The organism is Halarchaeum grantii (assembly GCF_014647455.2).
Lineage (GTDB): Archaea > Halobacteriota > Halobacteria > Halobacteriales > Halobacteriaceae > Halarchaeum > Halarchaeum grantii.
Window position 1 is genome coordinate 267,440 of record NZ_BMPF01000002.1, and the last position, 16,935, is coordinate 284,374.

Here is a 16,935-nt window from a genome sequence, read left to right on the forward strand (position 1 = left end):
CCCCCTATGTGGGACTCCGCCGTTGTGACGAGTATGAGCACGAGCGCGGCGGCGGCGAGCACCCTCACCCCGAAGCAGGAGCGCATCCTCGCGTACCTCCGCGAGAACGCCGACACGCAGACCTACTTCAAGTCGCGACTCATCGGCGACGCGCTCGGCCTCTCCGCGAAGGAGGTCGGCGCGAACATGGCGGCGATACAGGAGGGAGAGTTCGCCCTCGACGTCGAGAAGTGGGGCTACTCGTCCTCGACGACGTGGAAGGTCAGCTGCTAGGCTCGTAGCGGATGAGGCCGTCGGCCTCGCGGGCGAGCGCGGCGGCCTCGGGGCCGAAGGAGTCCGCGTAGCGGAGGACGAGCGTGAGGACGGTCTCGGGGCGCGTGAGCGCGTAGCCGTCCTCGCGAGAGAGGAGGCCGACGTTCTCGAGTTCTGCGGCGTACTTGCTTACCGTGCCCCGTGAGACGTCGGCGGCGTCCGCGAGGTCGCCACCGGTCGCGTCGGGGTCCCGAAGGAGCGTGACGAGCATCGCCGACGGCGTCGCGCGCCGGAGGTAGCCGAGGACGACCTTCTGGAAGTCGGAGAACTCACCGGCGGGGTAGAAGCGCCGATAGTCGCCGTCCCGATAGCTCTCGACGACGCCGTCGTCGAGCAGGCGGCGGAGGTGGTGTTGGGACTCTCCGGTGCCGAGTTTGAGGTCGTCGCGGAGCTTCGAGAAATGCGCGCCCGGCGTCGTCGTCAGGTAGCCGGCGATGGCGTCCCTGACCTCGCTCTCGCCCTCGGAGGCGCCGGCGAGCCCGACGAGCGGGCTGGCGGCGCCGACGGCGGCGAACCGGCGGAGCGTGGCGCGCTTGTCCTCGTCGATTCCCATTCGTGTACCTCTACCGCACCAGCAGTCAAAAGGCTTATGTTGGGTTACTCGTTCTCCGTCCCGGGTTCGGCGTCGTCGGGCGGCGACGCGGCCGTTTCGGAGGGGTCTCCGGTTCCGCTCGCCCCCTCACCCTGGAGTTCGGCGTCCATCTCCTCGATGACCTGATCCGTCTCCTGCGCGCCGGTGTCGGAGCCGGCCATGACCTCCTCGGCCTGCTGTTCGAGCTCCTCGGGGTCGATGTCGGCCTCCTCGGTGATCTCGTTCAGGAGTTCGTCGATGCTGTCGAGGCCGAGGAGCTCGCGCGTCTCCTCGTCGAAGTCGAGGCTGTCGAGGCCCTCCGTGGGCGTCGCGACGTCGCTGTCCGTCAGGTGCTTGCCGTAGCGCCCGACGAGGGAGGTGAGTTCCTGCGGGAGGACGAACGTCGTCGACTCGCTCTCGCCCATCCGCTCGATGGCCTCCATCCCGCGCTCGATGACGGCGCGCTCGCCCATCGACTCGGCGGACTTCGCGCGGAGGACGGTCGAGACGGCGTCACCCTGCGCTTCGAGGACCTGGGACTGCTTCTGCCCCTGTGCGCGGATGATGTCGGACTGCTTCTGCCCCTGCGCCTCCTCGATGGAGGACTGGCGTTCGCCCTGCGCTTCGAGGATCATCGCACGGCGTTTGCGCTCCGCGGACGTCTGCTGCTCCATCGCCTGCTGGACGTCCTTCGAGGGGTTGACCTCGCGCACCTCGACGGACTCGACGCGGATGCCCCACTCGTCGGTGGGCTCGTCGAGTTCCTTGCGGATGCGCGCGTTGATCTCCTGGCGCTTGTTGAGCGTGTCGTCGAGCTCCATGTCGCCGATGACGGCGCGCAGCGTCGTCTGCGCGAGGTTGGAGACGGCGCGCTTGTAGTCGTCGACTTCGAGGAAGGCGCGCTTGGCGTCCATCACGCGGATGTAGACGACGGCGTCGGCCGTCACGGGCGAGTTGTCGCGCGTGATGGCTTCCTGACGCGGCACGTCGATGGTCTGCGTCCGCATGTCGAACGTGTAGGTTCGAGAGACAAACGGCGGGACGAAGTTGATACCGGGTTCGAGGAGTCCTCGGTACTCCCCGAAGACGGTGAGGGCTTTCTTCTCGTAGGCGTCCACGATCTCCACCATCTGGTAGACCGTGACCGCCGCGAGTGCGACGAGGAGCACCGCCACGACCGTGAGCGGGAAGCTCCCGCCGAGCGACTGCAGCGGGGTGGGTGGGACCATGCGTCAATCATCGGCGAAGCGAAGGATAAAGCTTCGCCTCGCCCTGCCGCTGTGTGCGTTTCGCTCCGACACGGGCGGGAGATCGGCGCTCACTCCCGGCGCAGGTCGTCCACCAACCGCCGGAGCGTCGCGAGGTCGTACTGGCCGGGTGCGGTGGCGTCCACCGGGTCGACGGGCGCGTAGCCGATCCGCGAGCCGTACGCCGGAAGGACGGCGCGGGAGTGGCGCCCCGCCTCGCCCATCGCCATCGTCGCGACTCGCTCGCCCGCGACGTCGTACTCGTGCGTGACGGTGGTGAGGTCGAGGACGTCCGTGCGGTCCGTCGCCGTCACCGCGAGCTTCGCGACGTCGCCGTGTTCGAGGGCGTTCCCGAGGATGCCCCGGAGGTCCTGCCGGAGCGGCGTCCCCTCGAAGTCGTGCGCGGAGACGATGACGGCGGCGTCGTTCGCGTGCGCGGCCTCGCGGACGCGCTCGCCGCGACCGTCGAGCATCGCGGTGAGTTCGACGTCCACCGCCGCCACCGCGTCGCGCTCAGCGGCGTCCGCGAGCGCGTCGAGTCTCGCGTCGTCGTCGGCGGCCTCGCCGCCCTCTGCGGCGGGGCGATTGGAGACGACGAGCGGGAGGGCGCCGTCGTAGGATCGGAGCTGCGCCGCGGGTCGGCGCGCGCGGTCCATGCAGAACTCGACGGCGTCGGCGTGGTCGCGCGCGGCGGGTTCATCAGCGAGGTCCGCCGTCGCCGCGCAGAGCGTGAAATCGTCGAAAGCGAGCATGCGGGCGTTTCGCCCGCTCGCGACTTAGGTTCGCGGGATTCGGGCGGCGAGGAGGCGCCCGCCGTACTCGGCGGCGACGAAGACGGCGGCGGCGGTGAGGCCGACGGCCGCGTACTCGGAGAGCGAGAGCGCGCGCACGGCGGACGCGACGGCGAACCCGGCGAGCACGCCGAGGAGCGCGGCGCCGACGCCGACCGAGAGCGCGCGTCGCGGGTCCTCGGGCACGTTCTGCGGGTAGAGCGCGACGTCCATCACGGGGACGGCGACGGCGAACCCGGCGGCGAGCGGGTACGGGTCGGGGAGGGCGGTGGAGACGCCGGCGGCGACGAGGCCGGCGAGCGCGGCGCCGGCGAGGAAGACGACGGCGCGGACGGGGAGCGAGGGCGCGTTCACGCGTCGGTGTTCGGACGCGGGCGGGTAAAAGCCAGCGTCGGCGGGAGGGACGGCCGCGTCGCTTCGGGTGTCGGCACGAGCGCGGCGGAGAACGGTACTCGGACGCGGGGGACGGCGATTACGCGGGGAGGGTGTCCTCGGCTTCGAGGAGTTCGTGGTAGCGGTTGCGGATGGTCACTTCGCTGATGTCCGCGACTTCGCTCACTTTCGCCTGCGTCGTCTTCTCGTTCGTGAGGAGCGCGGCGGCGTAGACGGCGGCGGCGGCGAGGCCGACCGGCGACTTCCCGGAGTGGACGCCCTTGTCCTTCGCGGTCTTCAGGAGTTCGCGCGCGCGGTGTTCGGACTCGTCGCTGAGGCCGAGCGAGGAGGCGAAGCGCGGGACGTAGCTCTCGGGGTCGGCGGGCCGGACTTCGAGGCCGAGCTCCCGGATGACGTAGCGGTACGTCCGGGCGATCTCGGCCTTCTCGACGCGCGAGACGTCGGTGATCTCGTCGAGGCTGCGCGGGACGCCGGCCTGTCGGGCGGCCGCGTAGACGCAGGAGGTGGAGACGCCCTCGATGGAGCGTCCCGGGAGGAGGTCCTCCTCGAGGGCGCGCCGGTAGATGACGGATGCGGTCTCGCGGACGTTGTCGGGGAGGCCGAGCGCGCTCGCCATCCGGTCGATCTCGCCGAGCGCCTGCTTCAGGTTCCGCTCCTTGGCGTCGCGGGTGCGGAAGCGCTCGTTCCACTTGCGCAGGCGCTGCATCTTCTGGCGCTGGTTCGAGGAGAGACTGTTGCCGTAGGCGTCCTTGTCCCGCCAGTCGATGTTCGTGGAGAGGCCCTTGTCGTGCATCGTGTTCGTCGTCGGGGCCCCGACGCGCGATTTCTGGTCCTTCTCCTGGGAGTCGAACGCCCGCCACTCCGGGCCGCGGTCGATGTCGTCCTCCTCGACGACGAGCCCACAGTCCATGCAGACGGACTCGCCGTGCTCCTCGTCGGCGACGACGAGACCGCCACACTCGGGGCACTCGTCGGTCGATTCGGTCGCCTCTTCGTCCTCGGTCTCTCGTTCGCCGTGTCGTCGTGCTCTGGTTCGTGCGTTTTGCATGGTGCGAATAGCCCCCGGAAAACCCGGAATCGTCGTGGCACTTTCGTTGTCCCAAATCGCACTTAACGGTTCCGTAATCGAGCGACAACGCCATGTGCGAGCGGCGCACACGTGCGAACGATAGTGAGAGTCTGCTCGCTCGCACCCGCCGCGACCGCCACCGTCGTCGCGCTCGGCGCCGACCCCGACCTCGTGGGCGTGACGCACAACGCCACCGTCGACGTGGACGCCCCGGCGGTCGGCGGCTGGCTGAACCCCGACTACGACCGCCTCGACGACCTCGACCCGGACGTCGTGCTCACGGGCGACCCCCTCCAGCGCGATGTCCGCGACGAACTCAGAGCGCGCGGCCACGCGGTCCACCACCACGAGCCGTCGCGTCTCGACGACGTGCTCGCGGGGTTCGCGGCGCGCGGCGAGGCGGTCGGGTGCCCCGAGGCGGGCGCGGAGCTGGCGGCGTCGGGACGCGAGCGCGTCGCCGCCGTCGAGGCCGCCGTCGCGGACGCCGAGCGTCCGCGCGTCTACTGCGAGGAGTGGGACGACCCGCCGATGGCGGCGGGGAACTGGGTGCCGGACGCCGTGCGCGCGGCGGGCGGCGAGCACCTGCTCGTCCCGCCGGGCGAACGCTCCCGCGAGGTCGAGGGTGCGGCCGTCGAGGCCGCCGACCCCGACCACGTCGTCGCGCACTACTGCGGGCGCGGGGGTCGCGGCGAGCGCTCGACGCCGGACTTCGACGCGCGCGGGTGGGACATCGACGCCGACGTGCACGTCCTCGACGACGCCCTGCTGAACCAGCCGAGTCCCGCGCTCCTCGACGGCATCGAGGCGCTCGCGGAGCGCCTCCACCCCGACCGGTTCGCTTAATCCCCGGCGGCGGCGAGGGGGCGTATGCGAGTCGCGGTCGGGAGCGGGAATCCGGTGAAGCGCGCGGCGACCGAGCGGGCGCTCGGCGACGACCACACCGTGGTCGCCGAACCCGTCGCCTCCGGGGTCGCCGAGCAACCACGGGGCGAGACCGAGACCGTCACGGGCGCGCGCAATCGCGCGGAGCGCGCGCTCGCTGCGGGCGACTACGCGCTGGGCGTCGGCCTCGAGGGCGGCGTCGCGCGCGTCGAGTCGGTGGACGGGCTCTTCCTGACGATGTGGGCGGCCGTCGCGGACGGCGAGCGCGTCGAGTACGGCGCGGGCCCCCGCCTCCGCCTCCCGGGGCGCGTCGCGAACCGCGTCGAGGCGGGCGCGGAACTCGGCCCGGTGATGGACGAGGCCTACGACATGGAGAACGTCGCGGAGAACGAGGGCGCGGCGGGCGTCCTCACGTCGGGGCGGGTGGATCGGACGAGCGCGCTCGAACACGCCGTCGCGGGCGCGCTCGGGCCGTTCCTGTAGGACTCAGAGGTGGTCCTCGTCGGCGTCGACGCCGGGGACGCGGTCCTCGAGTTCGCCGCGCTCGAAGTAGAGGAGTTCGACGGCGACGACGAAGACGGTGAGGGCGAGCACCATCCAGAACGTGTGCGGTTCGCGGTGGGAGAGGTTCCAGAGCATCACGGGCGCGAACGCGAACGCGCCGAGGGCGCCGACTGCCGGCGGGACCGGACTGATGTCGTCCCGGTCGCGTCGGCGGAACGCGAGCACGCTCACCGCGCCGAACACCACGATGAACGCGAGGCTCGCGAACGACGTGATGGCGCCGAGGCTGCCGACTGCGGTGAACGCGGCGGTGACGACGCCGAGGACGAGCACGGTTCGCTCGGGAACGCCGTCGGCGTCTCCGTCGCCGATCTGGTCGGGGAGGAGGTCGCCCGCGATCAGGTTCTTCGCGAAGTGCCCGGCGGAGAACAGGGTGGCGTTGATCGCCGACCCGGTGGAGAACAGCGCGGAGACGGAGATGACGAGGAAGCCGAGGGAGGCGAGGCCGAAGTAGCCGAGCATCGCGGACGCGGCGTCGGCGAGCGCGACGTGCGGGTGGAGCTGAATCGCGTCCGGCGCGAGGTTCGTCGTCACCACGGCGACGAGGACGTAGATAGCCACCGCAGCGGGGATGGAGACGTAGACCGCCTTCCGGATGGTCTCCGTGGGGTTCTCGATGCTCCCCTGGTCGTAGAAGAGCAACTGCCAGCCCTGGAACGCGACGAAGGAGACGCCGGCGGCGACGACGGGCGTGATGCCGGTGAGCCGTCCGAACCCGAGCGGCACGGACTGCCCGGAGACCGGCCCGAGGTAGACGATTCCCCAGAGGCCGAAGGCGAGGAGGATGCCGACTTTCACGGCGACGAGGGCGTTCTCGGCCGATCCGGTGACGCGGGCGCCGGCGACGTTGAGCACGACGAACAGCGCCACCGCGAGCACGGAGATGACGGGTCGGAGCGGAACGCCGGCGTAGCTGTCGGGAACCGCAGCGAACCCGATCGCGAACTCCGCGAACGCGAACGCGTACATCGCCATCGAGCCGACGTAGCCGAAGAGGAGGCTCCAGCCGACCATCCCCGCGAGCGTGGCGTTCCCGACGAACTCCTGGACGAAGGAGACGGAGCCGCCGCGCTGGTCGCCCGCTGCGTTGAGTTCGTTGTAGGAGTAGCCGGCGCAGAGCGCGACGACGCCGGCGGCGACGAACCCGAACCAGGTGGCGTACATCGCGACGCCGGCGACGACGCCGAGCACGGCGTAGATGCCGCCCCCGATCATCCCCCCGAGCGCGATGGAGACGGCCTCCGTCAGCCCGAACTGGTCAGCCATCGCGACTCACCCCGAGCACGCGGAGACGCACGCGGTCTCCCATGGGCGAGTGAGTCGACCGCCACACATATCCGTTCTGTGGCCCCGCAACGGACGGATTCCCCAACGTTCCCAGGAGGTCTTCAGAAGCGGTCCTCGGCGCGCTTGGCGGCGCGCGCGAGACGGGTGCGCTCGAAGTAGGAGAGCTCGACGACGAAGACGGCGGCGAGCGTGAGCACGACGAAGCCGAACGTCCGTGGCTCGTGGGCGGCGAGGTGGTAGCAGAGGAGGGGGAGGAGGACGAGCGCGCCGAGCGCGCCGACGAGCGGTGGGACGCCCGAGACGGAGTCGCGCCCGCGCTCCGTGAACGCGATGGCGCTCATCGCGCCGAAGACGACGAGGAAGGCGAACGACGCGAGCGCCGTGATGCCGTCGAGCGTCCCGTAGACGGTGAGGCCGAGCGTGACGATGCCCAGCAGGAGGACGGTGCGTTGTGGGACGCCGTCGCCGTCCGCGTGGTCGGCGATGCGGTCCGGGAGGATATCCTCGTCCGTCATCCCGTTCGCGAAGTGCGCGGCGGAGAAGAGCGTCGCGTTGATCGCGCTGCCCGTGGAGACGACGGCCGCCACGGAGATGACGCCGTAGCCGAGCGACCCGAGGACCGGTTCGGCGGCCTTCGCGAGCGCCACCTCGCCGTACTGGGCGATCTGCGCGGGCGTCAGGAGACTCGTCGTCGTGACGCCGACGAGGACGTACGTGAGGACGGCGACCGGGATCGCGACGTAGACGGCGCGCGGGATGGTGGTGTCGGGGTCGGCGATACTCGAGCGGTCGTAGAAGAGCAGCTGCCAGCCCTGGAACGCGACGAAGGAGACGGCGGCGGCGACGACGGGCGCGGTGCCGAGCGACCCGCCGACGCCGTAGTCGAGGCCGCCGTGCGCGGAGCCGTAGACGGCCGCGAGAACGCCGAATCCGAGGAGGACGAGCATCTTCGCGGCGACGAGCGCGTTCTCGGCGGTGCCGGTGGCGCGCGCGCCCATGCGGTTGAGCGCGACGAAGCCCGCGACGGCGAGCGCGGAGACGAGCGGGCGGGCGAGCGCGCCGAGGACGTCCCGGAGGCCGAGCACGCCGACCGTGTACTCGCCGAAGGCGTAGGCGTACATCGCCATCGAGCCGACGTAGCCGAAGAGGAGAGTCCAGCCGACCATCCCCGCGACGGTCGTGTTGTCCGTGTAGCGCTGGACGAACGTCACCGACCCGCCGGTGCGGCCGGACACCGCGTTCAGTGCGGTGTACGAGTAGCCCGCGCAGAGCGCGACGACGCCCGCGACGACGAACGCGAGCCACGTCCGCGCGCCCGCGAGCTTCGCGACGACGCCGAGCACGCTGAAGATGCCGCCCCCGATCATCCCCCCGAGCGCGATCGAGACGGCGGACGGCAGGCCGAGTCGGTCCGACATCAGTGGGGAGTAGCGGGTCGAGCGCCCAAAGGTCATGCGGGCGGTTCCGAGTCCGCGAGAGCGCGCGACGTGGACGAAAGAACGGGGAGGGTGCGTCTATTCGACGGCGATGATGTCGTCGATGCGGACGATCATGGTCGCGGCGTCGGTGGCGGAGGCGAGCGCCTCGCGCTTGACGGCGGCGGGGTCGATGACGCCGTGCGCGACGGGGTCGGCGATCTCGCCGCGCTCGCCGCTCGTGATGAGGCCGGCGCGGCCGGACTCGTTCGCGGCGCGGAGGTCGACGAGCGCGTCGATGGGGTCCATGCCGGTGTTCTCGGCGAAGGTGCGCGGGAGGGCGTCGAGGGCGTCCGCGAACGCGTCGGCGGCGAGCTGGGCGCGGCCCTCGATGCTCGCGGCCTCGCTGCGGATGCGGTCGGCGACGACGATCTCCGCACAGCCCGCGCCGGGGACGACTCCCTCCTCGTCGAGCGCCACGATGACGACGTCGACGGCGTCGCCGATGGCGCGCTCGAGTTCGCTGAGGACGTGCGCGGTGGAGCCACGGACGAGGAGCGTCACGGCGGCGGCGTCGGCGCCGCCCTCGATGAAGGTGAGGTCGTCGTCGCCGAAGCGCTCGACGTGCACGCGCTCGGCGGCGCCGAGGTCCGCGGCCTCGATGTCGGCGACGTCGCCGACGACGGCGGCACCGGTGGCGTTCGCGATGGCGACGACGTCGGATTTCTTCACGCTCTTGAACGCGAGGACGCCCGCGTCGGCGAGGAAGGCGGCGACGCGGTCGTCGATGCCCTTCTGGGAGACGAGGACGTCGACGCCGGCGTCGCGGACGGCCGCCGCGTAGCGCCGGAGCTCGGACTCCTCGGCGTCGAGCGCGGCGTTCAGTTGGTCGACGCTCGTGACGTTGTACTCGACGTCCGCGCTCGTCTCACGCGTCTCGAGTTTCGTGTCGATGACGGCGACGGTGGCGTCCGCGAGGTCGCGTGGCATGTCGTCGCGAACGGGTTCCGTGTCGGTGACGATTCCCTCGACGAGTTCGGTGGCGCTGGAGGCGGCGCCGACCTGCGTGTGGACGCGGACGTCGTCGCGGTTCGTGCCGGCGTCGGTCTCGACGTGACGGACGGCCCGGACGACGAGGTCGGCGAGCGCCTCGGCGTTCACGTCGCCGGTCCCCTTGCCGGTCATGGAGGTGGCGGCGACCGTCCGGAGGAGGTCGTCGTCGAGTTCGCCCTCGAGGACGAGGTCGCGGACGGCCTCGTAGCCGATGTCGCGCGCGGCGGCGTACCCCTCGACGACGGCGGTCGGGTGGACGTCCCGTCCGAGGAGGTCCTCGGCCTTCGCGAGGAGTTGGCCGGCGAGGACGGACGCGGTGGTGGTGCCGTCGCCGACCTCGCTCTCCTGTGTCTGGGCGACTTCGACGAGCATCTGCGCGGCGGGGTGCTCGATGTCCATCTCCTCGAGGATGGTGACGCCGTCGTTCGTGATGACGACCTCACCCGTCGAGTCGACGAGCATCTTGTCCATCCCCCGCGGACCGAGCGTCGTGCGGACGGCCTCCGCGACGGCCTTCCCGGCGGCGATGTTCGACGTCTGCGCGTCGCGCCCACGGGTCCGCTGGGCGTCGTCGCCGAGGATGAAGATCGGGTTACTCGTACCCTGATAGGACATGCTACTCTGGAGGCCAGCGGTTCTACATATAGGTTTCGCGGAGAACGCTGTGAAAGAGCGCGTTCAGGGCTCGTAGCGCGACATCGCCCGGTCCATGCGCGTGGAGACGCCGTTCGGGTTCCGGCGCGGTGAGCGGTCGCGTCGGCGCGCCGCGAGGCCGTCCTCGACGCCCGCGACGACGCCGGTGACGACGGCGCGGCCGTTTCGCACCCACGCGGACGGGCGTTCGTCGCCGCCGAACACGCGGTCGGCCGCCGACTTCGCGTCCGCGAGCGCGTTGCGGAGCGCGCGCCACGCGACGCTCGCCCGCAGCCCGTAGTTCTTCGCGAGGCGATAACCGAGCGCGCGGTACTTCAGCCCCCACGCGGGCACGTCCGAGTCGTCCGCCATCCGGTCCGCGACGTCGTCGCCGTCCGTGCGCAACACCGCGAAGTCGGGCCGCCACGCTACCTCGTACTCCATCCCGGCGAGGCGGTGGGCGGCGTCGCGGGCCGCGCCCGTCTGGAGGTACTCGTCGAAGCCGTCGAGCGCCTCGGCGACCTCGCGGCGGAACGCGACGTTCCCGCCGTCGAAGTAGGTGACGTCGCGGCCGGCGACGGTGTCGGTCTCACAGGCCTCGGTAGTGACGCCGCCGGAGACGGAGCGGTGGACCGGCCCCGCGACGACGTCCCCGCCCTCCGCGATGGCGTCCGCGAGGGCGTCGTGCCAGCCGTCGCGGACCACGGAGCCGTGGCTGACGAACGCGATGACGTCGCCGGTCGCGGCCGCGAGCCCAGCGTTCCGCGAGGCGTTCAGGTTCCGCTCCGGGAGTTCGAGGAGGACGTCGGCGGCCGCGTGCTCGCGGACGAGCCCCGAGGTACCGTCGCTCGACGGGCCGTTGACGACGAGCACCTCGGCGTCGGGGAGGCGCGCGCCGAGCGCGTCGAGCGCGCGCGAGAGACGCTGGCGCGCGTTCAGCGTGGGGACGACCACCGACAACTGCATAGCACCACCGAGCGGGCCTGTGCGTAAAAACACCACGGGAGCCGACGAGCGCGCGTCTGACGGGTGTTAGACGTGCGCGTGCCAGTAGGAGACGGAGGCGACGGCGTCGCCGACCGGCGTCTCGCCGACGGCGAGGTCGGCGTCACGGATCGGGTCGGCGAGCCAACTCGGGAGCTTCCGGTAGAAGCCGTAGGGGAGGACGAAGTCGTGCTCGGCGTTCCGGAGGGTGAGGCCGGCGCTATCGAGGAGGTCCTCGACCTCGGCGTTCGAGTAGAGTCGCGAGCCCATCGGGAGGAGCCAGTTGTAGGCGACGCGCGTGCTGTAGCGCTTGAACGTGTCGAAGAAGACGTGGTCCTTCGAGACGCGCGCCATCTCGCTGAGGAACTTCGCGGGCGTATCGGCAAGGTGGAAGAAGCGCATCGCGAAGACGGCGTCGAAGTAGTCGTCGGGGAACGGGAGGCGCGCGGCGTCGCCGCGCATGAACTCGAGGGTGTCCGCGACGCCGGCGCTCCGGGCCTTCGCGCGGCCCTCCTGAAGCATCGCCGCCGAGATGTCCATCCCGGTGATGTCGGCGCCCTGCTGGGCGCAGAGGACGGTGAATCGGCCGGTCCCACACGCCACTTCGAGGACGCGCTTCCCGTCGAGCGGTGCGAGGGCGTCGAGGACCGCGCGTTTCTCACGTCGGTCGATGAGGCGGCCGCCGCCGGAGAAGCGTTTGTCCTCGTACTCCTCGGCGACCTCGGCGGCCTGATACCACTCCTGTCCCTTCACGGTCTACCTGTTCTACTTCGGCCGGGAGATAAAACGATACTGGATACGTCCCGCCGATGACGCGTCCGGCCGCCACCCCTCGGACCAACTCGACCTATTATCATATAAGGTGTATATTCACAGGGAGGGCGAACCTTTATCTACAGCCGTGTGCGATTCTCTCGCATGAGTACGACGGCAGAGCAGCGTCAATCACCCATCAAGAACGACGAGGAGTTCCGCGAGCGACTGCGCGAACTCCCGCCGAGCGCGAAGCTCGTCGCGAAAGTCCTCGAAACCGACGCCCCGCTCTCCCAAGGCCAGCTCGCCGAGGAGTCCCTGCTGCCGGACCGGACCGTCCGCTACGCGCTCAACCGCCTCGACGAGGCCGACCTCGTCGACTCCCGATACAGCTTCCGCGACGCCCGCAAGCAAGTCTACTTCCTCGATCACTGACGCCGACGGTCGCGGGTTCCGGAGCGAACCACAGCCGCTACGGTGACGTCTCCCCACGGGGGACGTATGCCCACGGTCGAGCGCGTGAGCGTCCCCGTTCCCGGGTCGGTGCCCGGCGGCGCGACGAACGCCTATCTCGTCGGTGACGTCCTCGTTGACCCCGCCGCACGGAGCGCCGAGCTCGACGCGCTCGTCGCCGACGCCGACGTCTCGCACGTCGTCTGCACGCACACCCACCCGGACCACGTCGGCGCGCTCGCGCAGTACACCGCCGAGACGGACGCGACCGTCTGGGCGCACGCCCCGCACGCCGCCCGCTTCGAGCGCGCGACCGGCGTCGCGCCAGACCGGACGTTCCGCGAGGGCGACGCGATCGGCCCGCTCGTCACGCTCGCGACCCCCGGGCACGCCCCCGACCACGTCGCGTTCGCGCACGGCGACGGCTACCTCGTCGGCGACTGCTGTCGCGCGGACGGGAGCGTCGCCATCGGAACTGATGGGGATATGCGCGCCTACCTCACGAGCCTCCGGCGCCTCCACGCGCGGGCCCCCGAGCGCCTTTACCCCGGGCACGGCCCGCCGGTCGAGGCGCCCCGCGAGCGCCTCGCCGAACTCGTCGCCCACCGCCGCGAGCGCGAGACGTGCGTCCTGCACGCCGTCGAGTCGGGCGCGCGAACGCTCGACGCCGTCGTCGACGCCGCCTACGACGCCGACCTCTCCGGCGTCCGCGAGCAGGCGAAGGCGACCGCGAGCGCCCACCTCGAGAAGCTCGCCGTCGAGGGGCGCGTCGAGTGGGACGGCGCGCGGGCGACCCCGGTCGGGTCGGACTGAGGAGTCGGTCGCTCGCTTTTTCCACGCGCGGCACGCATCGGGGGTATGGAACGCCTCGAGGACGAACTCGACCGCGCGCGCGACCTCGACGTCGGCGACCTCGCGGACGCCATCGAGGCCATCGGCTTCGAGTGCACGCGCTGTGGCGGCTGCTGTAAGAGCGCGGGCGAGGAGGCGCACACCGCGACGGTCTTCCCCGACGAAGTGCGCGAGCTCGCGGCCGCCGAGGACCTCGAGTGGCGCGACGTCGCGCGCCCGATGCCGTTCGGCCTCGACGAGGAGGGGCACGGCGAGACGTTCGAGTGGGCGCTCCAGACCGACGACTGCGGCGACTGCACCTTCTACACCGAGGACCGCGAGGAGTCGCCCGAGGAGAGTGACGGCGGCGGGGAGGGGGAGACGCGGGGGAGCGGCGCGTGCACCGTCCACGAGAGCCGACCCCTCATCTGTCGGACCTACCCGTTCTCGGTGGCCCTCGGCGGCACGAGTCAGCCGATGGGCGAGGCCGTCGACGAGGCGGGGATGGTGCGCGCCCACGAGTGCGAGGGGCTCGGGCGCGACATCAGCCGCTCGGACGCCGAGGAGTTGGCGGCGGCGCTGAAGGAGCGCGCCGTCACCGAGCTCGAGGAGGCGATCGGCGTCCGGGACGCCTACGAACCCGTCGACGCCGGGGCCGACGAGGCGGTCGTCCACGACTCCGAAGGCGCGAAGCGCCCGGACGGCACGCCGTATCGCGGCTAGTCGGGCGCGAAGAAAGAGCCGCGAGGCGTTACTCCTCGTCGTCCTCGTCGTCCTCGTCGATGATCTCGCCGACCGCGAAGTTCGACTTCACCTCGGTGATCTCGATCTTCACGCGCTCGCCGACGTCGGCGCCGGGGACGATGATGACGTATCCGCGCTCGACGCGCGCGATGCCGTCGCCCTGCTTGCCGATGTCCTCGACCTCGACGTAGCGGATCTCGCCCTCCTCGACGGGCGGTTGCGGGCCCTCCGAGGCGGTGGACGGGGACGACTCGGTCGCGGGCGCGCCGCTCTCGTCGTCGCCGTCGCCGCGTTCGATGAGCGCGACACGATAGACGTCGCCCGGTTCGACCGACCCGTTCTCGACCTCGCTGGTGGGGACGCGGACGACGTACTCGTCGTCGCTGACGGTGACTTCGGCGTTGAACAGACAGAGGAGTTTATCGGAGATTTCCACTATAGATCCCTCTGTGGAGGTATCGGTATCGTCCGTTATAATTCTAGCCCACCGGCGCGCTCAGCCGCGCGTGAAGCGCCCGAGGTCCGCGTCCCCCGGCGCGTCGCCCGCGCGGTCGTACGGGCGGTTGACGACGATGTCGCCCGCGGTCCCGCTCCCGACGCCGGGAATCGCGGTGAGTTCGTCCATCGACGCGTCGTTCACGTCAAGCGGGTAGGGGACGCCGGTGACGGAGCGATAGCCGTGGTCGGTGATGGCGACGTCGGTGACGGTGCCGAGTTCGCGCTCGCCGGGGACGGCGACGAGGAGCGCGTAGGTGCCGAGGGAGCGCCCGAACGTCTTTCCGTCCTGGTGGTACTCGAAGTGGACGTCCTCGAGCACGGTGCCGGGCGGGCAGACCCGTTCGAGCATCGGCTGGTCGATCTCCTCGCGGACCGCGCTCTTGTACTGCTTGAAGCGCTTCTTGTTCTGCTTCGCGACGTCCGCGCCCGTCTCCGCCATCTCCGTCCCCTCGAACGCCATCACCTGCCGGATGTTGATGCGCCGAAGCATCAGCCCCTCCTCATAGACGCGCTCGAGGAAGCGCCGGTTGTGCTCGTAGGTCTCCGGGCGCTCGCCCTTCAGGCCGTGCAGGAGGTTGATCCCGGGGAGGAGCTTCGGGAGGCGACTCACTTCGTCGCCCGTCGAGGGGCCGACTTTCTCCGATTCGCCGGGCCGCCAGCCCCCTTCCTCGTTCACGATGCGGACGGCCTCGAGACACTCGTCGGCGTCCACGAGGAGGTGGTTCTCCTCCTGTACGACGGGGTCGGCGGACTCGAGGCCGAACGCCGCCGTGTCGCCGGGCGTGTTGTGCTCGGCGATGACGCGGATGGCCTCCCTCGATTTCTCCGGGTAGTCCACGATGGTCACCGGGTTCATGTTGTCGAGGTGGAGCGTCCCGAGGTCCGGGACGACCGAGCGAATGCCCCCGTAGAGCTCGCGGAGGGCCTCGGGGTTCGGCGCCTCGCCGTCCCCGCCGTACGCGAGGATGTCGGCCTGCCGGCCGATGCGGAAGTCGTTCACGCCGGCGTCAGCGAGCGCCGCGACCTCGGAGACGACCGAGTCGGGCGTCCGGAAGTCCGGGTCGCCGTACATCGGCTCCGTGCAGAACGAACACCGGTACGCACACCCGCGGGAGGTCTCGAGCTCCGCGATGAGGTACTCCGGATGGTTCGGGTGCTGCTCGACGACGAACGCGCCCGCCTCCGCCCACCGGTCGAGTTCGTCGTTGTCGCGGTAGCGGTCCTCGAAGCCCTCGAGGCCGCTGGCGACGAGGTCGTGGGCGGCCGCCTCGACGTCCGCCATCGCGAGGAAGTCGAAGTCGAGGTCGTCGCGCGCCATGTCCTGCGCGCCCGCGTTCTCCTCGCCGACGCCGAACCGGATTGGCCCGCCCATCAGCGACGTGCCGTTCGCCGTCCACGCGAGCTCGCGCACCTCGTCTGGTTCGGCTGGCGTCCCCCCCACGTACTTCCCGGGGACGGTCATCCCACCGAGGTAGATCATGAGGTCCGCCTCCTCGACGTCCAGCCATCGCGCGCGCTCGTCGCGGAGCGCGTCGATGGTGTGGTAGGTGATCTGCGAGGCGGGGACGCCAGCCGCACGGAGCGCGCCCGCCGTGTAGCGCGGATACGTGGAGATGTAGGGCGGCACGCCGAAGTGTGCCGGTTCGTCGACGTAGCCGTCCACGATGGTCACGTCGAGTCCCGCAGGATCGGTCATACGGGCGAGAACGGGCTCGACGCGTAAAAGCGCGGCTCTACCGACTCGGGCGCGTCCCGCGAACGGGGCGGCTCCCTCGCCGAACGCGCCAGCCGTCGCGCGCCGGCCGCCCGACCCGGTGATGCGGCCGCGGCCGAGACCACCGTAGCCCGCGTGTTTATTGAGCGGGCACCCGAACACCGGGGTATGCCCGCCACGATGGAACTCAAGTGCACGGACGACGCGTGCGAGCTGGACATGGCCGAACTCCACTTCACCTACGACATGCCCGACGACGTCAGCGCGGCGGACTTCCAGTGCCCGTACTGCGGGGGAACGGACTGCTTGGAGGAGATCGAGCTGTGAGCGACCCCGGGACGTACGGTGCGGCGGCGACGCGCGCCGTCCTGAAGCGCGTCGGCCGCGCCGCGAGTCGCCTCCAAGCGCGCACCCCGCTCGCCGTCGACGTCCTCGAGAGCGACGCGGAGTACCTCGTCGTCTTCGACGCGCCCGGCGCCGAAGAGCGCGACGTCGACGTCGAGGTGAGCGACGCGGCGGTGCGCGTCAGCCTCGACCGTTTCCGGGACTACCGCGAGGGCTTCGAGACGGTGCTTCCCGGCCGCGCGCTCTCGCTCGACGGGCGCGCGGAGCTCCCGCGGGACGCCATCGTCGACCCCGAGGCCGCGAGGGCGCGGCTGAACGACGACGGCACCCTCTACGTCTTCGTCCCGAAAGCCGAGCCGGTCGACATCCGGGCCGACGAGTAGCGCGCTCACCTGC

20 protein-coding genes are annotated in these 16,935 nt (G+C 71.0%); 8 read left to right on the top strand and 12 right to left on the bottom strand.

Features of this window, described 5'->3' with window-relative positions:
* Positions 1–33: 33 nt before the first annotated feature.
* On the top strand, positions 34–273 hold the full coding sequence (locus IEY12_RS07580; RefSeq protein ID WP_188881850.1) for a DUF7123 family protein: 240 nt from the start codon (positions 34–36) through the stop codon (positions 271–273).
* Here IEY12_RS07580 and IEY12_RS07585 read toward each other — a convergent pair.
* From IEY12_RS07585 to IEY12_RS07605, 5 genes are all read right to left on the bottom strand, one after another.
* Positions 263–865: a winged helix-turn-helix transcriptional regulator gene (locus IEY12_RS07585; RefSeq protein ID WP_188881854.1), complete on the bottom strand. Its 603-nt coding sequence runs from the start codon at positions 863–865 to the stop codon at positions 263–265. The two genes, IEY12_RS07580 and IEY12_RS07585, sit on opposite strands and share 11 nt — an antisense overlap.
* Positions 866–909: 44 nt before the next feature.
* The gene (locus IEY12_RS07590) at positions 910–2,112 is read right to left on the bottom strand and encodes an SPFH domain-containing protein (RefSeq protein ID WP_188881855.1); all 1,203 of its coding nucleotides are present in this window, start codon (positions 2,110–2,112) and stop codon (positions 910–912) included.
* An 89-nt stretch (positions 2,113–2,201) separates the two neighbouring features.
* Positions 2,202–2,882 (bottom strand): type I 3-dehydroquinate dehydratase, encoded by a 681-nt coding sequence (locus tag IEY12_RS07595; protein WP_188881856.1) that lies wholly within the window; start codon positions 2,880–2,882, stop codon positions 2,202–2,204.
* 24 nt (positions 2,883–2,906) lie between these two features.
* Positions 2,907–3,275 carry a hypothetical protein gene (locus IEY12_RS07600; protein WP_188881857.1) on the bottom strand — a complete coding sequence of 123 codons (369 nt, stop codon included), beginning with the start codon at positions 3,273–3,275 and terminating at the stop codon, positions 2,907–2,909.
* A gap of 118 nt (positions 3,276–3,393) precedes the next feature.
* Positions 3,394–4,362 carry a transcription initiation factor IIB gene (locus tag IEY12_RS07605; RefSeq protein WP_123074158.1) on the bottom strand — a complete coding sequence of 323 codons (969 nt, stop codon included), beginning with the start codon at positions 4,360–4,362 and terminating at the stop codon, positions 3,394–3,396.
* Between the two features lie 123 nt (positions 4,363–4,485).
* Here IEY12_RS07605 and IEY12_RS07610 point away from each other — a divergent pair, with 123 nt between their 5' ends.
* Positions 4,486–5,226 carry a helical backbone metal receptor gene (locus IEY12_RS07610; RefSeq protein WP_188881869.1) on the top strand — a complete coding sequence of 247 codons (741 nt, stop codon included), beginning with the start codon at positions 4,486–4,488 and terminating at the stop codon, positions 5,224–5,226.
* A gap of 24 nt (positions 5,227–5,250) precedes the next feature.
* A complete protein-coding gene (locus IEY12_RS07615) occupies positions 5,251–5,748 on the top strand; it encodes a DUF84 family protein (protein WP_188881879.1) in 498 nt (165 codons plus the stop codon).
* A gap of 3 nt (positions 5,749–5,751) precedes the next feature.
* Here IEY12_RS07615 and IEY12_RS07620 read toward each other — a convergent pair whose 3' ends face one another.
* The 5 genes from IEY12_RS07620 to IEY12_RS07640 all read right to left on the bottom strand — a co-directional run bounded on the left by IEY12_RS07620 (position 5,752) and on the right by IEY12_RS07640 (position 11,954).
* Positions 5,752–7,095: an APC family permease gene (locus IEY12_RS07620; protein ID WP_188881892.1), complete on the bottom strand. Its 1,344-nt coding sequence runs from the start codon at positions 7,093–7,095 to the stop codon at positions 5,752–5,754.
* A 122-nt stretch (positions 7,096–7,217) separates the two neighbouring features.
* Positions 7,218–8,534 (bottom strand): APC family permease, encoded by a 1,317-nt coding sequence (locus IEY12_RS07625; protein WP_188881894.1) that lies wholly within the window; start codon positions 8,532–8,534, stop codon positions 7,218–7,220.
* Between the two features lie 96 nt (positions 8,535–8,630).
* Positions 8,631–10,199, bottom strand: a complete 1,569-nt coding sequence (thsA, locus tag IEY12_RS07630; RefSeq protein ID WP_188881910.1) for a thermosome subunit alpha — start codon at positions 10,197–10,199, stop codon at positions 8,631–8,633.
* A gap of 63 nt (positions 10,200–10,262) precedes the next feature.
* Positions 10,263–11,183 (bottom strand): glycosyltransferase family 2 protein, encoded by a 921-nt coding sequence (locus IEY12_RS07635; protein WP_188881912.1) that lies wholly within the window; start codon positions 11,181–11,183, stop codon positions 10,263–10,265.
* 66 nt (positions 11,184–11,249) lie between these two features.
* Entirely contained in the window at positions 11,250–11,954 is a 705-nt protein-coding gene (locus IEY12_RS07640; protein ID WP_188881922.1) for a class I SAM-dependent methyltransferase, read from the bottom strand.
* 165 nt (positions 11,955–12,119) lie between these two features.
* Between IEY12_RS07640 and IEY12_RS07645 the strand changes: the two genes are divergently transcribed.
* The 3 genes from IEY12_RS07645 to IEY12_RS07655 all read left to right on the top strand — a co-directional run bounded on the left by IEY12_RS07645 (position 12,120) and on the right by IEY12_RS07655 (position 13,961).
* Positions 12,120–12,389 (top strand): MarR family transcriptional regulator, encoded by a 270-nt coding sequence (locus IEY12_RS07645; RefSeq protein WP_123074166.1) that lies wholly within the window; start codon positions 12,120–12,122, stop codon positions 12,387–12,389.
* A gap of 66 nt (positions 12,390–12,455) precedes the next feature.
* Positions 12,456–13,220 carry an MBL fold metallo-hydrolase gene (locus IEY12_RS07650; RefSeq protein ID WP_188881927.1) on the top strand — a complete coding sequence of 255 codons (765 nt, stop codon included), beginning with the start codon at positions 12,456–12,458 and terminating at the stop codon, positions 13,218–13,220.
* Positions 13,221–13,265: 45 nt separating this feature from the next.
* Positions 13,266–13,961: a YkgJ family cysteine cluster protein gene (locus tag IEY12_RS07655; protein WP_188881935.1), complete on the top strand. Its 696-nt coding sequence runs from the start codon at positions 13,266–13,268 to the stop codon at positions 13,959–13,961.
* Positions 13,962–13,989: 28 nt separating this feature from the next.
* On the opposite strand, the gene IEY12_RS07660 is transcribed toward IEY12_RS07655, so the two are convergent.
* Both IEY12_RS07660 and IEY12_RS07665 read right to left on the bottom strand, forming a co-directional pair.
* Positions 13,990–14,418 carry a TRAM domain-containing protein gene (locus IEY12_RS07660; protein WP_188881942.1) on the bottom strand — a complete coding sequence of 143 codons (429 nt, stop codon included), beginning with the start codon at positions 14,416–14,418 and terminating at the stop codon, positions 13,990–13,992.
* A gap of 60 nt (positions 14,419–14,478) precedes the next feature.
* On the bottom strand, positions 14,479–16,176 hold the full coding sequence (locus IEY12_RS07665; RefSeq protein ID WP_188881974.1) for a radical SAM protein: 1,698 nt from the start codon (positions 16,174–16,176) through the stop codon (positions 14,479–14,481).
* Between the two features lie 186 nt (positions 16,177–16,362).
* Here IEY12_RS07665 and IEY12_RS07670 point away from each other — a divergent pair, with 186 nt between their 5' ends.
* Positions 16,363–16,521: a DUF7559 family protein gene (locus IEY12_RS07670; protein WP_188881977.1), complete on the top strand. Its 159-nt coding sequence runs from the start codon at positions 16,363–16,365 to the stop codon at positions 16,519–16,521.
* Positions 16,518–16,922, top strand: a complete 405-nt coding sequence (locus IEY12_RS07675) for an Hsp20/alpha crystallin family protein (RefSeq protein WP_188881979.1) — start codon at positions 16,518–16,520, stop codon at positions 16,920–16,922. Before IEY12_RS07670 ends, IEY12_RS07675 begins: the two co-directional genes overlap by 4 nt.
* Positions 16,923–16,935 lie beyond the last annotated feature (13 nt).